The 15,687-nt window shown below is 39.0% G+C and carries 15 protein-coding genes, 3 tRNA genes and 1 pseudogene; 15 read left to right on the forward strand and 4 right to left on the reverse strand.

The genetic code is table 11. From position 1 onward, the window contains the following. Positions 1-139: 139 nt before the first annotated feature. From rd to CHB62_RS06650, 14 genes are all read left to right on the forward strand, one after another. Positions 140-304 (forward strand): rubredoxin, encoded by a 165-nt coding sequence (gene rd / locus CHB62_RS06580; protein WP_009010690.1) that lies wholly within the window; start codon positions 140-142, stop codon positions 302-304. An 854-nt stretch (positions 305-1,158) separates the two neighbouring features. Next, positions 1,159-1,668 (forward strand): DMP19 family protein, encoded by a 510-nt coding sequence (locus tag CHB62_RS06590; protein ID WP_089366191.1) that lies wholly within the window; start codon positions 1,159-1,161, stop codon positions 1,666-1,668. Next, on the forward strand, positions 1,661-2,140 hold the full coding sequence (gene smpB, locus CHB62_RS06595; protein WP_089366192.1) for an SsrA-binding protein SmpB: 480 nt from the start codon (positions 1,661-1,663) through the stop codon (positions 2,138-2,140). The genes CHB62_RS06590 and smpB overlap by 8 nt, the downstream gene beginning before the upstream one ends. Positions 2,141-2,147: 7 nt before the next feature. Next, positions 2,148-4,892 (forward strand): methionine synthase, encoded by a 2,745-nt coding sequence (metH, locus tag CHB62_RS06600; RefSeq protein ID WP_089366193.1) that lies wholly within the window; start codon positions 2,148-2,150, stop codon positions 4,890-4,892. A 153-nt stretch (positions 4,893-5,045) separates the two neighbouring features. Further along, positions 5,046-5,228 carry a hypothetical protein gene (locus tag CHB62_RS06605; RefSeq protein ID WP_141240404.1) on the forward strand — a complete coding sequence of 61 codons (183 nt, stop codon included), beginning with the start codon at positions 5,046-5,048 and terminating at the stop codon, positions 5,226-5,228. Between the two features lie 165 nt (positions 5,229-5,393). Then, positions 5,394-5,621, forward strand: a complete 228-nt coding sequence (locus CHB62_RS06610) for a hypothetical protein (RefSeq protein WP_089366195.1) — start codon at positions 5,394-5,396, stop codon at positions 5,619-5,621. A 40-nt stretch (positions 5,622-5,661) separates the two neighbouring features. Then, positions 5,662-7,383, forward strand: a complete 1,722-nt coding sequence (locus tag CHB62_RS06615) for a hypothetical protein (RefSeq protein WP_141240405.1) — start codon at positions 5,662-5,664, stop codon at positions 7,381-7,383. Positions 7,384-7,518: 135 nt separating this feature from the next. After that, on the forward strand, positions 7,519-7,989 hold the full coding sequence (locus CHB62_RS06620) for an HU family DNA-binding protein (protein WP_089366197.1): 471 nt from the start codon (positions 7,519-7,521) through the stop codon (positions 7,987-7,989). Between the two features lie 291 nt (positions 7,990-8,280). After that, positions 8,281-9,141, forward strand: a complete 861-nt coding sequence (gene map / locus CHB62_RS06625) for a type I methionyl aminopeptidase (RefSeq protein WP_004359774.1) — start codon at positions 8,281-8,283, stop codon at positions 9,139-9,141. Between the two features lie 36 nt (positions 9,142-9,177). After that, positions 9,178-10,209 carry a tRNA (adenosine(37)-N6)-threonylcarbamoyltransferase complex transferase subunit TsaD gene (tsaD, locus tag CHB62_RS06630; protein WP_089366198.1) on the forward strand — a complete coding sequence of 344 codons (1,032 nt, stop codon included), beginning with the start codon at positions 9,178-9,180 and terminating at the stop codon, positions 10,207-10,209. A gap of 34 nt (positions 10,210-10,243) precedes the next feature. Next, positions 10,244-10,747, forward strand: a complete 504-nt coding sequence (locus tag CHB62_RS06635) for a CinA family protein (RefSeq protein ID WP_004359777.1) — start codon at positions 10,244-10,246, stop codon at positions 10,745-10,747. A 125-nt stretch (positions 10,748-10,872) separates the two neighbouring features. Beyond that, complete coding sequence (gene rpmB, locus CHB62_RS06640; RefSeq protein WP_004359782.1) at positions 10,873-11,136, forward strand: 50S ribosomal protein L28; 264 nt, start codon at positions 10,873-10,875, stop codon at positions 11,134-11,136. 5 nt (positions 11,137-11,141) lie between these two features. After that, positions 11,142-11,330: a 50S ribosomal protein L33 gene (gene rpmG / locus CHB62_RS06645; protein ID WP_004359784.1), complete on the forward strand. Its 189-nt coding sequence runs from the start codon at positions 11,142-11,144 to the stop codon at positions 11,328-11,330. Between the two features lie 46 nt (positions 11,331-11,376). Further along, complete coding sequence (locus CHB62_RS06650) at positions 11,377-11,535, forward strand: DUF4295 domain-containing protein (RefSeq protein WP_004359785.1); 159 nt, start codon at positions 11,377-11,379, stop codon at positions 11,533-11,535. Positions 11,536-12,274: 739 nt separating this feature from the next. Here the strand turns inward: CHB62_RS06650 and CHB62_RS06660 are convergent. The 3 genes from CHB62_RS06660 to CHB62_RS06670 form a co-directional block, all read right to left on the reverse strand. Then, positions 12,275-12,349, reverse strand: a tRNA-Glu gene (locus CHB62_RS06660). 29 nt (positions 12,350-12,378) lie between these two features. After that, a tRNA-Glu gene (locus CHB62_RS06665) sits at positions 12,379-12,453 on the reverse strand. Positions 12,454-12,481: 28 nt separating this feature from the next. Further along, positions 12,482-12,568 (reverse strand) — tRNA-Ser (locus CHB62_RS06670). A 367-nt stretch (positions 12,569-12,935) separates the two neighbouring features. Here CHB62_RS06670 and CHB62_RS06675 point away from each other — a divergent pair. Beyond that, entirely contained in the window at positions 12,936-14,315 is a 1,380-nt protein-coding gene (locus tag CHB62_RS06675; protein WP_089366199.1) for a B12-binding domain-containing radical SAM protein, read from the forward strand. 100 nt (positions 14,316-14,415) lie between these two features. Here CHB62_RS06675 and CHB62_RS06680 read toward each other — a convergent pair. Then, positions 14,416-15,687, reverse strand: a pseudogene (locus tag CHB62_RS06680) (IS1182 family transposase); the annotation flags it as partial.

Raw genomic sequence — 15,687 nt, forward strand, 5'->3', positions numbered from 1 at the left:
TCTTTGTGCATAAAAGAAAAGCATTATGATGATAGCATTTTTTAACTAATTAAATGTGTAATTATTCCAAAATACTTGTAACTTTGCACACGATATAATTCAAAATAACAATATTCTTAAACATTATAAACAAAGCATTATGAAGAAGTACGAATGCAATACATGTGGTTATATCTATGACCCAGAGGTTGGAGACCCAGATAGTGGCATTGAGCCAGGTACAGCATTTGAGGATATCCCAGATGATTGGGTATGCCCTCTATGTGGTGTTGGTAAGGATGATTTCAGTCCAGTTGAGGATTAATCAAACTATAATGATAGAATACAAGGCCTGCTCATTTTTATGGGTGGGCCTTTTCTGTAGCTAAAAAAAGACTCAATGGGAGGGTAGGGAAGCATGAAAACAAGCTTGCTCCTATTTATACTTACATCTATACAACAGAACAGGAGTAGCCGATAAGACAATCAGGAGAACTGTTGTTCAGCATGTTCTTTTGTAATATCTTTTCCTTCCTTGTTTTGAGTATATGCCTAACAACGTTCGAGACAAGGCTTATCAACACTGCAGAAGACGCCTTTCTTATATGTTGTTAACGCCCTTCAAGAACTTAATTAGACGTCTCTGACTTTGGCGTATACATAACCCACTGATGTAGTGCACTATATATTGAATGCATAGATGTTGTTGTCCACTTTATTTATAAGTAAAAACACCATCGTACATGTAAATATATTTGATAATACATACAGGTTAGTTTAATGGTTATTACGTTCATAATAAGATATAGGAAAAAGCACAAGTAAAACTAAAAAACAAGCAAATATAAGCTCTGTAATCGCTTGTATATAGGCTGATAAGAAAGAAATACCGTTTCTAAAAGACTTAATCGAGAAAAAAAAGTTATCTTTGCAGAAGATAAGCTGTATTCGGCAAATTAGAAGCAAGCTTCTTTTGCGCTCATTTGCATTATCTTTGCAGAAAATAAGCTGCACTCGGCAAAATGGAAGCAAGCTTCCTTTGCGCTCGTTTGCATTATTTTTGCAGAAGATAAGCTGCATTCGGCAAAATGGAAACAAGCTACATTTAGTTGTTTGAAGACTGTCTTTCTCTGCCGATACTTGCACAGCTCTTAGATTTGTATAACAAAAGATATAACAATGATTGACGTCAAAGTAAAAGATAGCGATATACGCAAAGCCGTTGAAGAAGGAATGGACAGTTTTGTTCAGGTCTTTGTTGATGCCATTGGCAATGCAATAGATAACAAACTGACATTGGAAGCTATGCAGCAACTAAATGCTGACCAGATAACATTGTTGGCGTGGAGTTATCTGCATCAGGAGGTGATGGATGGCGGCTATGTCCAGTTGATATACAATGGTTATGGTGCTTTTATCTTCAAAAACCCTTTTGCCGTAGCAATGCGCAACTGGGGAATTCGTGAGCTATACACACACATTCGTCACGGAAAGAAATATTACGAAAAGTATCACGAGGCGATTGAAGCTGTTGAATCTGATGAAGATTTCATGGCTTTATATGAACAGATGCCTGAATTTGACGAGTTTGATGATGAGTTTGTGGTCAATGAAGAACGTTGGTGTGCAATGATTGCAGCCTATATCGATGACCATATTGAGAATTTTGCAACAATTGAAAATGAATAAGGAACAACAAGAGAAAAGAAAGAAATCACCTGTACAGATAAGAAATAAGAAAGCTTCTTTTGAGTATTTCTTCGTTGATACTTACACAGCAGGTATTGCTCTTACTGGTACGGAGATAAAGTCTATACGTGCTGGTAAGGCTTCGTTGGTTGATTCTTACTGCTATATAACAAAAGGTGAAATGTGGGTTCAGGGGATGAACATATCTCCTTATTTCTATGGTTCGTATGCCAATCATGAGGCAAAACGTCCTCGTAAACTCCTATTGAACCGAAAAGAAATACGCAACCTTGAAGCCGATTTAAAGACTCCGGGTTTCACTATTATTCCAACACTTATCTTTATTGATGAGAACGGACGAGCAAAGGTTGACATTGCCTTAGCAAGAGGTAAGAAAGAATACGACAAACGACAGACACTAAAAGAGAAGGAGGACCGACGAGAAATGGATCGGGCAAAGAAGCACTATTAAAAAGGTAATGAAGTTAAGGGATAACATTAAAGATAGGATACTGATTTTAGATGGTGCTATGGGCACTATGATTCAAGGATATAACTTGACGGAGAAGGATTTCCGTGGTGACCTTGAACTTTTACAGATGCTCAATTATCAGGGTAATAATGATATGCTGAATCTATCACGCCCTGATATTATAGAGGAAATTCATCGTAGATATTTAGAGGCCGGAGCAGATATTATCAGTACAAATACCTTTTCTGCACAGCGTGTTTCGCAGGCAGATTATCACATGGAGAGTTTCTCCCGTGATATAGCCTTTGCTGGAGCAAAGTTTGCACGTAAGTGTGCTGATGAATTTTCAACCATCGATAAACCTCGTTTTGTTGCAGGAAGTATTGGTCCTACGAACAAGACTTGTTCGATGTCGCCTGATGTAAGCGACCCTGCTAAGCGTGACCTTACGTATGATGCACTCTTTGATGCTTATAGCGAGCAGGTTGCAGCGATGATAGAAGGGGGAATTGATGCTATTTTGATTGAGACTATCTTTGACACGCTTAATGCTAAAGTAGCAATTGATGCGTCATTGTCTGAAATGAAGAAGGCGGGTGTCGATTTACCTATTATGCTGTCAGTGACCATTACCGACCTGTCTGGAAGAACGCTTAGTGGTCAGACACTCGATGCTTTCCTTGCATCAGTATCGTCTTATCCTATCTTTTCTGTTGGTCTTAACTGTTCGTTCGGAGCAGAACAGATGCGCCCTTATTTGAAGGAGTTAGCTACTAAAGCACCTTATTATATAAGCATCCATCCAAATGCAGGTCTGCCAAACTCGATGGGGGAATATGATGAAACAGCAGAAATCATGGTGCCACAGATGGCTTCATTCGTGGATGAAGGGCTTGTGAATATCATTGGTGGCTGTTGTGGAACAACGGAAGAGTTCATTGCAGGCTACGTAAAAGTTGTTGAAGGAAAGAAACCTCATATACCTGTTGATGCACCAAAGGAGATGATTCTCTCTGGACTTGAGCAGTTCCGATTGACCCCAGAAATATCATTTGTAAACGTTGGTGAACGTTGTAATGTTGCAGGAAGCCGTAAGTTCCTTCGCTTAGTCAAAGAAAAGAACTACGAGGAGGCGCTGACAATTGCTCGCAAACAGGTGGATGATGGTGCGTTGGTACTGGATATCAATATGGACGACGGTCTGTTGGAGGCAAAAGATGAGATGGCTCATTTCGTCAATATGATTTCATCAGAACCAGAGATTGCTCGTGTTCCATTGATGATTGACTCATCTGATTGGGAGGTAGTTGTATCTGCTTTGAAGTGTGTACAGGGTAAGGCAATTGTCAACTCTATTTCTTTGAAAGAAGGTGAAGAGGTATTTATTCGCCACGCAAAGGATGTGCTACGCTTTGGTGCAGCTGTTGTTGTGATGTGCTTTGATGAAGAGGGACAGGCAACAAGCTATGAGCGTCGTATCGAGATAGCTGAAAGAGCTTATAAGATTCTTACCGAGAAAGTGGGTTTCCCACCTCAGGATATTATCTTCGACCCTAATATTCTTGCTATTTGTACGGGTATGAAGGAGCATAACAGCTATGCTGTCGATTTCATCCGTGCAACGGAATGGATAAAGAAGAACCTACCTGGTGCGCACGTTAGTGGTGGTGTAAGTAACCTTTCATTTAGTTTCCGAGGTAATAACTATATCCGTGAGGCTATGCATGCCGTCTTCCTTTATCATGCTATTCAGGTGGGTATGGACTTTGGCATTGTCAATCCAGCTACCAAAGTGACATACGCCGATATACCAGAAGACCATCTGAAGATAATTGAAGACGTTGTTCTGGATAGGGTAGAAGGAGCCGACGAACTACTGATAGAATTAGCTAACAAGATTCTTGAGGAAAAAGAAGCACAAAAGAATGGGGGTGCTACACAGGAAATAGCGCAGGAAGCATGGCGTAATGACATTTTGGAAGATAGATTAAAATATGCACTGCGCAAAGGTATTTCAACCTATTTGAATGAGGATATTCATGAAGCATTGGGGAAGTATCCACACGCTGTGAATATTATTGAAGGTCCTTTGATGCAGGGTATGAATGAAGTAGGCGACTTGTTTGGTGCTGGTAAGATGTTCTTACCACAGGTTGTCAAGACTGCCCGCACAATGAAAGATGCTGTAGCTATCCTTCAACCTCATATTGAAAAGGAGAAGGTAGACGGTAAGGCTATTGCAGGAAAGGTGCTATTGGCTACAGTAAAGGGCGATGTACACGATATTGGAAAGAATATTGTGGGTGTTGTGATGGCTTGTAACAACTATGAAGTAATTGATTTGGGTGTTATGGTGCCAGCTGACCAGATTATTAAGAAAGCCAAGGAAGAGAATGTAGACATGATTGGACTGTCTGGCCTCATTACACCAAGTCTTCAGGAAATGGTAAATAGTGTTGTAGCTTTTAAGGAAGCAGGACTGAACATTCCTGTTATGATTGGTGGCGCAACAACTTCTCAACTTCATGTTGCACTGAAGATAGCCCCATTATACGATGCTCCAGTTGTATGGGTTAAAGACGCTTCTGTCAATCCTTCCATAGCAGCAGCACTGCTTAATGACAAAGAGCGTGAACATTTCTGCAAAGAGTTAGATGCAACATACGAGAAACTCCGTGCAGGTTATAAAGAAGAACAACAAAAGGTAATGTCTTTAAGTAAGGCAAGAGAGAATAAACTAAACCTTTTTTAATAAGTCTAAAAGCTTTCTGTATAGACAGAATGACATAGTTTTAAGAACCTTATTAACTATGTCATTCTGTCTATTTTTTATTTTTTTTCTTGATTCGCTTTGATATTTTAATCTTTTTTGTTACTTTTGCGTCCGAATTAGGGATTAATCACGATGATACAAGCAATAAATAATAATTTTAATAAGCGTAGCACTTTGCAAAACAAAGGTGTTCGCCATGCTATTGCTGTATCTAATTCATTGATGGACGAGAGTAAAAAAGTTGAAAAAAAGATAGTAAATTATTTGGTAGTTCCAAATAATTTTGTACTCTCTCTCTCTCTCTCTCTCTCATAGAGCAGGCTTAACTTATTTTTTAATTTTGTTCATACGCGCGCGAGGCTCGCCGTGTATAACCATGGTAAACAAAGGACTTTTAGGAGTTTCCTTTGTTCATTTTTTATATCCCTACATGAACTGAAATAAAGCACGAAGAAATAACTATTTTAATTATTGATAACAATGAGAAAAAAGAAACTGAAAAAGGAGTATTTTGCTCCGTGGTGTACAATTACAATGGTACAGGCAGAGTGCCCCTTGCTAACGGGGTCTATTCATGTCACTGTTAATGAGAACTCCTCAAATGATCAGAACTGGGGCTATGATAACCGGTTTGAAGGAACTCCTCATAAGAATGGTAGTAATCCTGACGATAGCTGGTTCGGAACAACGAGTGAAGTTGCTCCTTAAAATGACAACTAAAGCAAATTACTGTATTAAACAAAAAACAATGAAAAAGAGAGTTTATTTATCGGCACTTTTTAGTGCTATGTTTCTGATTCTTTTCTCAGCTTGTAGTAGTGACGAGAACATGGATAAAGGACAGACCGTAGATGTTGCAAAAAACATTATTTTTAACATGAACTTTGTAGATTATAATACGGGGGATTCTATTGAAGGAAAAACGCGTGCCTCACAGCCAGAATTAAGTAAAAAGCAGATTGTCCCGATGGGCGATTTCTTTGCAGAGGTAAGTTTAGAACGCGATACAACAAAAGCATCTAAGAAGGAGCAAGCTGCAACAACACGTGCTCTTGCTGACGGAAATTACCGTGTATATGCTTATCAAGGGAGTGTACAAAAAGGAATGATCACAGGAACAATGGCAAGTAACACTTTTACTCCAGACGGAGGTATTGATGGAATGTCACTTTTACCTGGCACCTATACTTTTATTTGTGTAAATGATGGCATTGATGTCTCAGGCAGTCTTTGGAAAGTATCACAATCTGATATTGAGAAGGCTAGAATAGGTGTCGCTGAAAATGTAAATATCGCAACTTCTCCCAAATTACAAAAAGTAACTTTTGATATGAAGCATGTTGGCTGTCGCATTAGACCAGAAATAGATGCTGAAGGTTACAGAGCATTGGGGATACAAGCTACACTTTCTTCTGTCAATGACATTCCGCAGCAGGTTATGTTTGACCCTGCTACTCGTGCTTATTCATATGGGAATACAGCAGCGTTCTCTGCAAATATAAATAATGATTATACTTATGTATATATGTGGCCAAGAAAATATTTGTACGTTTGTCCTGGAGCCAAAATCGCAGACTTTAAGATGACTCTTAACAGCGGAATGGGATTCAATATCCCTATTACAAACAAACGAACCTGGACATTTAGTAATCAAACAATGATGCAAGAAAATGGTTCTTATATACTCCACATCACATTGAAATACAACTATATTTACCTCTACAGTGATGGTACAACTGGCCAGTATACCGATGCAGATTTTTCTTCCCATACCCCAGTCGGTATGGTTGTAAGTAGAAGTAAGCGACTAGCTATAGCTTTAAAGGATGCGGCACATTGGAATGATGCTGGTGGGACTGGATATTTCTGGAGTACTCTAAATGAACAAAGTAATCCTAATACAAGTACTGTACTGAACAATCATTTAAATGATTTTAATGGTGAAGATTATAGTTATTCTTCAACTTATGCAAAAAATGGTGTCCTGCGTGCTAATGATGCTGTCAACTTTCCAGCTTTCCATAAGGCTGCAACTTATGATGCTGGTGTTACGCTGACGGGAGGTCTCAGTAATCATAAATGGTTCTTACCTACAATTGCAGAGTGGGATCTTTATGTGAAGAACCTAAGGCTATCTAATAGGCAGTTTGCAGAACCTTCTACTGATTGGAAATCAACTGCCGACGAGTTTGGCTTTAAGCGTGGAGGTGGAGAACCTTTGTATCATCTTGAAAAGACACTTCCTATAGGTACCCCAAGTTTGGTTTATGGTGGTAGGTATATGTCTGCATCTGAATATTCAACAAATGATTATTTTGCTATGAAGATTAATGTTACGGCAAGTCACATCAACCCTTGGACTTCAGATGTAACATATTATTATAGCTTAGACGGTTCATATGATGCACCAAAGAATAATGCATTTGGTTTTATTTCTTTTGTAGCTATTCGTCCATTTATTCACTATTAATTATATTTTCGTTGTTCTGAATTATCTAGAATAGCAGTAACTATTTTTAATAACATCAATAAAATTATCACCCCTCCGCAAGTTTAAGGTCTCCGGCTTGCGGAGGTTAACAAGAGGAGCCCCCTTAATAACAATATGGCTAATAAACCTATTCAATTTATCTTAAAAGAACAGAAACTGAATATTGGAAAACAAGCAGGGAAGACTGTAATCGTAGCGCGCCCGACAGGCAGACAGCGTGTTGACTTCCGCAACTTTTGTGAACGTATTGCTAAGTCAACAACCTTTAATGCGCAAGAGGTAGCTGCCGTGCTTAATCTTGCGAGTGAAACCGCTCGTGACATTGTAGCCAATGGTGACATCGTAGAGTTTGGCGACCTTGGGACTTTGACACCTTCGTTTAAGAGTAAGGCTGTTTTGAAAGGCGAACAGTTTCGTGCACAACAGCACATTGAGAAGCCTGTTGTGAAACTCCTTGCTTCTCGTAAGTATTTCACGCTAAACGATGTTACCTTTGAGCAGGTAACACCAGGGGAAAAGAAAGCAAAGAAGGAAAAGAAGACAGAGAAAAAGAACGAAAATCCAGGTCCAGTTCCTGCAGATTAATAAAGATATAATTCTTTTGTCTAAGACATCCAATGTAAAGTTCGCGAACAAATCGAAAAAAGTTCGCGAACTTTTTTGTGTTTGTCATAGCTATACGTTTAGCTTAATAAATTACAAGATGTAAGAGTTTATAGCAGTCTATGGCTTTGAGACATCTAAAAAGGACTTGATTTATTTTGTATTGTCTTTGAATTATAGTACTTTTGCAAAGACTAAGTAAGCATATAAGGAGAAAAGATTGTTTTCTTATACTTGTTTGCTTTATTCTTGTAAAAAGATAAAATTGACGATATGCAGTTGAAAAAGAAAAGGTGGCATTGTCTTCCAGGACAGGAGCCAACCGAAATGGACTTAAAGATAATGGCTCTTGAGAAGAAGGGCAAACTCGTTCCTACACGTGATATGATTAAGACACCTGAGCAGATTGAAGGTATCCGAAAGAGTGGTATAGTCAATACTGGCTGCTTGGATGCTGTCGCTGAGGCTATCCATGCAGGAATGAATACACAGGAGATTGATGATATCTGTATGCAGTATTGCAAGGACCATAATGCAATCCCTGCCTGCTTGAACTATGAGGGATATCCTAAGAGTGTATGCACAAGTATTAATGAAGTTGTGTGTCATGGTGTTCCAAAGAAAGAAGATGTTCTTCAAGAAGGTGATATTATCAATGTTGATATGACCACGATTGTAGATGGCTATTATGCTGATGCAAGTCGTATGTTCATCATAGGAAAGACAACACCTGAGAAGGAACGATTAGTTCGTGTAGCGAAGGAATGCCTTGAGATTGGTGCAGAAGCAGCTAAGCCTTATTCCTTTGTAGGTGATATCGGTCATGCTATTCAGAAGCATGCCGAGAAGAATGGCTATGGTGTTGTACGTGACCTCTGTGGGCATGGTGTTGGTATCGAGTTCCATGAGCAGCCGGATGTTGTTCACTATGGACATAAAGGTACTGGTATGTTACTGGTTCCTGGTATGGTATTCACCATTGAGCCAATGATTAATATGGGTACATGGAAAGTCTTTATTGATGCTGACGACCCGTATGGTTGGGAGGTTATCACAGGTGATGAGAAGCCTTCAGCTCAGTGGGAGCATACTTTCGTTATGACAGAACATGGATTAGAGATTCTGACACATTAATGTCTTTTATTCTCTTAGGAGAGAATCTAACAGAAAATGGTAAAAGAAGATATTTATATATTAGGTATAGAAAGCAGTTGTGACGACACAAGTGCTGCTGTCTTGAGGAATGGTGTTATCCTCAGTAATGTAACAGCCTCACAGGAGGTGCATAAAGCTTACGGAGGAGTTGTTCCTGAACTTGCATCAAGAGCACACCAGCAGAACGTGGTACCTGTTGTTGACCAAGCGTTGAAGCGTGCAGGTATTACCAAAGAACAACTTTCAGCCATAGCCTTTACACGTGGTCCTGGATTGATGGGTAGTCTTTTGGTTGGTGTAAATTTTGCCAAAGGTTTTGCTCGTTCTTTGAATATCCCAATGATAGAAGTAAACCATTTACAGGGTCATGTTATGGCTCACTTTATCAAGGAAAGCGATGACGACAATCACATGCCTCCATTCCCATTCATTTGCCTCTTGGTTTCTGGTGGTAATTCTCAGATTGTTAAAGTAAATGCCTATAACGATATGGAAGTACTCGGTCAGACTATTGACGATGCAGCTGGTGAGGCAATAGATAAGTGTTCAAAGGTAATGGGACTCGGTTATCCTGGTGGTCCAATCATTGATAGGCTTGCACGCCAAGGTAATCCTTTGGCTTATAAGTTTGCAGAACCAAATGTAGCTGGTTTTGATTACTCTTTCTCTGGTCTTAAGACATCATTCTTATATAATATGAGAAAGTGGGTACAGGAAGACCCAGACTTCATTGAGCATCATAAAGAAGACATTGCTGCCAGTCTTGAGCATGCGATAGTTGACATACTTATGAAAAAGCTGCGCTTAGCTGTTAAAGAAACAGGCATTAAGCATGTAGCAGTTGCGGGTGGCGTATCGGCTAATAATGGGCTTCGTAATGCGTTCCATGACCATGCAGAGCGTTATGGTTGGACGATTTACATACCGAAGTTTAGCTATACGACAGACAATGCAGCAATGATTGCCAGTGTAGGTAACTTCAAGTATCAAGACAAAGACTTTACAAAGATGGATATTCCTGTATTTAGTAAAGTAACTTTTGAATAATAATAAAATAAAGTCCTATAATAAGAATAAGTTTATGGAATTTGAAAGTAAGATAATATCACGTCAGATTGGTGACATCCTTTATGCTTCAGGTTACACAATTGGAACAGCAGAAAGCTGCACAGGTGGTCGTATCAGCGAAGCGATTATGGCTATCCCAGGATCATCTAATTATTATAAAGGAGGAGTAGTTGCTTATACGGATGAAGTAAAGGAGAAACTACTTGGCGTATCTCACGAAGTACTTGAGGAGAAAAGTGCAGTATCAGAGGAGGTTGCACGTGAGATGGTATTAGGCACTATAAAAACTATTGGAGTAGACTTTGCCATTGCATCTACAGGAGTAGCCGGCCCTGGAGGCGGTACAGCAGAACATCCAGTGGGTACTATTTGGTTGGCATATGGCAACAAAGATGAGGTAAGAACATTTAAGTTAACCGAAGACTTCGGACGTGACATAAATCTTGCCATTGCAACAAACAAAGCAATCCGTCTATTCCTTGATTTCCTAAAAGAATTAGATATTAAGTCCGAATAAACTCGCAAAAAAGCTTAAAAGCAACAATTATTGTAGTAAAAGTTTTGCTCATTTGAAACTTTTTTGTAATTTTGCACCCTGTTTGGAATAGGTATCAATTAACGAATCACAAAACAAAGATAGAAATGTCTAAGATTTGTCAAATCACAGGAAAGAAGGCACAGATAGGTTGTAACGTGTCTCACTCAAAGCACCGTACAAAGAGAAGCTTTGACGTTAACCTCTTCAGCAAGAAGTTCTACTACGTAGAGGAGGCTTGCTGGATTCAGCTGAAGATTAGTGCTGCTGGTCTTCGTCTTATTAACAAGGTAGGTCTTGATGCAGCACTCAAGCAGGCTGTTTCTAAGGGTTATGTTGACTGGAAGGACATTAAGGTAATAGGAGACTAAATATCATGGCAAAGAAAGCTAAAGGAAACAGAGTCCAAGTTATCTTGGAATGTACCGAGATGAAGAACAGCGGTGTAGCTGGTACAAGTCGTTACGTAACTACAAAGAACCGTAAGAATACTCCAGAGCGTCTTGAGCTCATGAAGTATAATCCTGTTCTGAAGAAGGTTACCCTTCACAAGGAGATTAAGTAAGCTCGCTAAAAAGAGTAGTATAGTTAATAGTTAAAATTAATAGACTATGGCAAAGAAAGCGGTCGCTACCCTCCACGAAGGTTCTACGGATGGTCGCGCATATTCAAAGGTTATCAAGATGGTAAAGAGCCCTAAGACTGGTGCTTACATCTTCGATGAGCAGATGGTCCCAAACGAGGACGTCAAGGAGTTCTTTAAGAATTAATTCTATAAAGATACAATCAATAAAAGGCTATAGGATTTCCTATAGCCTTTATTTGTTTTAGCACATTATACCAACTTTAATTCACACAACACATCCAAATTTGTTTTCATAAATGCTTATAAGAAACAATAAAGTAGGAGAGTTACTTACGACAATAAATGTATATTCTAAGGGTAAATAGCTTAATCTACTGGCATGTATTTAACCATAATCAGTCATTATATAGTTTTATTACTATGATATTGTTTCCTAACATCTTTTATTTTCTTATCAGTATCTTGTCTGTCTTTGTAACTTAACATAGTACGATACGCCTGCGCTAAAAAGATAACCTATCTGCTCGATAATAAAACAAAATATGTTTAGAATCTAACGACCGGTATGAGTTTAAGCAGACAAGAATGATTTTATTATAAAGCTATTCTTAACTTCATCGTATATATACATATCTTACAAGAATATTTTTATTTTAATTTCCTGTCACTTTTAACATTTCATCTACTTTTCTGTGAACCAACAAGTTAAGAATATATAACAGATGACAGTAGTGACAGCAAATTAAATTTAAGGCATTCAGGGCATTGTTCGGAGGAGTGACAGATATTCCTTTCTTTTTATATAGACTTATGAAATTATGTGCTTAAGGGGGATAGGCTTGCAATTGGGCTTTAGAACTGACCCCAAAATTCACCAATCATATAAAACAAGAAAAGTCCAGCTTAATAGCTGAACTTTCTTTTGGTAGTCGATAGGGGAATCGAACCCCTATGCCAAGATTGAGAATCTTGTATCCTAACCATTAGATGAATCGACCAGAATAATTATTTCTTACTAAGAGGTGTTTGGTAGTCGATAGGGGAATCGAACCCCTATGCCAAGATTGAGAATCTTGTATTCTAACCATTAGATGAATCGACCAAAATACATTTGAGATTATGAGATAAAGCGGAAGGAGGGGGATTCGAACCCCCGGTACGCGAATGCGCACGGCAGTTTAGCAAACTGCTGGTTTCAGCCACTCACCCATCCTTCCAAGATGGCCTTTAACCGAATTACCAAGCATTATCTCAAATGCGAGTGCAAAGATAGTACTTTATTTTCATACCTCAAAATTTTTCGTTGTCTTTTTCTTTTATTCTATGAAAAAACACAGCTATGACAAGAATATTAATGATAGAAACAGAATATATCTCTTTTAGAAAAGAAAATGTAAGTATAGTTTAATCGAATTGAGTTTTCTTGAAAAAAGTTTGCATATATGAAATGTAATAACGACTTTTGTATAACATATTTGTTAAGAACGATAGTTTGGTATCTAAGAGCTATGTGTTAATTGGATTTACATAATTAACCGCCCTATTAAGTTAATATAGTATCTTGAAGAATAAAGAATTGATAGCATGAGGGTAAAAATGATATTACCAGCGTTGCAAGAGGCAGAAAGCCCTTATTGGCGACCAATCAAATACTCGCTTTTTCCACCTTTGGGATTAGCTACACTTGCAGCTTATTTCTCTGAAAATGACGATGTAGAGATACAAGATCAACACATTGAGAAACTAAAGTTGGATGATACTCCAGATTTGGTTTGTATTCAAGTCTACGTTACTAATGCTTATAGGGCTTACAAGATTGCTGATGAGTATAGAAGAAGAGGTGTGTATGTAGTTATGGGAGGACTTCATGTTACAAGTCTTCCTGATGAAGCTGCGCTACACGCCGACACACTTATCTTAGGGCCAGGGGAAGAAGCATTCCCACGATTCATCAAAGACTTACGCGAAGGACACCCTCAAAAGCGATATGTAGCAAGTTGGAGAAGCATTGAAAACATTCCTCCTGTACGTCGTGACCTTATTAAAGGAGAGAAGTATTTTGTACCAAACTCGCTTGTTGTTTCCCGTGGTTGTCCTCATCATTGTGACTTTTGCTACAAGGATGCCTTCTATAGCGAGGGTAAATCGTTTTACACCCGAAAGGTAGACGATGCCTTAGCTGAAATTGATAGTCTGCCTGGCAGACATCTTTATTTCCTTGATGATCATCTTTTAGGTAATCCTCACTTCGCATCAGAATTATTTGAAGGTATGCGCGGTATGGGTAGAGTTTTTCAGAGTGCCTCTACAGTTGCAGCAGTACAAAATGGTAATTTGATAGAAAAAGCTGCCGAGGCAGGATTACGAAGTTTGTTTTTAGGCTTCGAGACATTTTCTCCAGACAATCTTCGTTCAAGTAACAAACTACAAAACTTATCGAAAGATTATGTAGCAGCTGTTGAACGACTGCATAGTCTTGGTATAATGATTAACGGAAGTTTTGTTTTTGGACTTGACCATGATGATAAAGACGTATTTCGAAGAACTGTTGATTGGGGGATTGAACATAGCATAACAACAGCTACCTTCCATATTCTAACTCCTTATCCAGGAACTCGTCTGTTTCAACAGATGGAACGAGATGGACGGATTACATCCTACGACTGGAGCAAGTATGATACCCGAACGGTTGTGTACAAAACATTGGGATTGACCGCAGAAGAGTTAAAACAAGGCTACGAGTGGGCTTACCGTAACTTCTATTCATGGAGTAATATTTTTAAGGCAAGCTTTGGGCACGATAACATAAAGCAGCAATTGGCTCATCTCTTTTATATGGGAGGGTGGAAGAAGTTTGAACCTTTCTGGAACTTTATGATTCAATATGGTAACCTCAATCGTATGTTACCCGTGCTGGAGAACCTATTGGCTAATACAAATGGTCATAAAACAAAAAGTACATGATTAACAAGGATATATACTAAAAAGAGGGTGTGTCAAAATTGATACATACTCTTTATTCTTCCTTCACCTTGTCTACCACATAATTCGTTATTTACTGCAGCTATGCTGCTAATTTCATATAAAATGATTTATTGGGCTTTAAATAGCCTATATAAACTTGTATAGAGCATCTGAAGGTTACTAAAAGTACCTCCATAACGGCTTTTAGTTTCTTGAGATTGGTTTTTCTACACATTTTCCCTATGTTAAAGGCAATAGCAAAGAAGGCAAAGTCCATATTGACCTTGTCTTTTCCAAAATGCCTAAACCTCTTATAGGCTTTATTATATTTTGTTTGTCCAAAAACAGCTTCAGGTTCTATGCACCTTCGTCCTCGATGCTTGATGCCTTCTTCCGAGGTCAGTAGTTCCCGTGCCTTTTGTTTATAGTGCTGTAGTTGGTGGTTTACTTCTATAATTCTGTTCCCTCTTGCCTTAAAACATGAGCTTCTCAACGGACAACCATCACAGCGTTCTGCCTGATAACGTACGCTGTAAGTAACGAATCCGTTAGGGGTTAGGGAACGCTTCATACCTATACGCTTCATGTGCTGTCCCATAGGGCAGACGTAGAAATCCTGTTCCTTATTATAATAAAGGCTTGCGGGACTGAATGGGTTAGGTGTGTAGCGTGGACGCTGCTCTTGATGGAAGTAGTTATACTTCACATAGGCTTCCATATTATGTACGTCCATGAACAGATAGTTCTCCTCGGAGCCATACCCCGAATCGGCTACGACTGTCTTGGTATAACGATGATAGCGTGATTTGAAAGACTCCAAGAAAGAAGAAAGTGTGAGCGTGTCTGTACGGTTAGCATAGAGTGCAAAGTTGGTGATAAACTGGTTCTCAGTTGCTATCTGCAGATTATATCCAGGCTTAGTCTGTCCGTTCCGCATAGCATCCTCCTTCATGTGCATAAACGTGGCATCAGGATCGGTCTTGCTGTAGGAGTTTCTCTCTCCCATAACCTCAAGTTGTTGGTCATACTCCTGGAGTTTATTACGTTTCTTCTCAAGCTCTTTAGCTGTTTTTTCTTGGTTCTAACAGCCTGCTTCTCTTCTTTTGTCTTAGGCTCAGGGGCTGATTCCAAAGACTTGTTCAATTCCTCGGATATCTCATCGAGCAGAGCTGCAGTAAACTCGACACCTTCTGTTTTAGCGGCATTGTCCTGCGCTATGACATCATCAACCTGAAGCAAGAGAGTGCGTATTTATTCCTGCAACTTGGCGCGGTTCTTTTCCACGGTTCTCTTCCAAACGAAGGTATACTTGTTGGCTTTCGATTCTATCTTTGTGCCGTCAATATATTCAACGTCAAGACTTATCAAACCT

This window comes from Prevotella jejuni, from assembly GCF_900187995.1.
Taxonomy (GTDB): domain Bacteria; phylum Bacteroidota; class Bacteroidia; order Bacteroidales; family Bacteroidaceae; genus Prevotella; species Prevotella jejuni.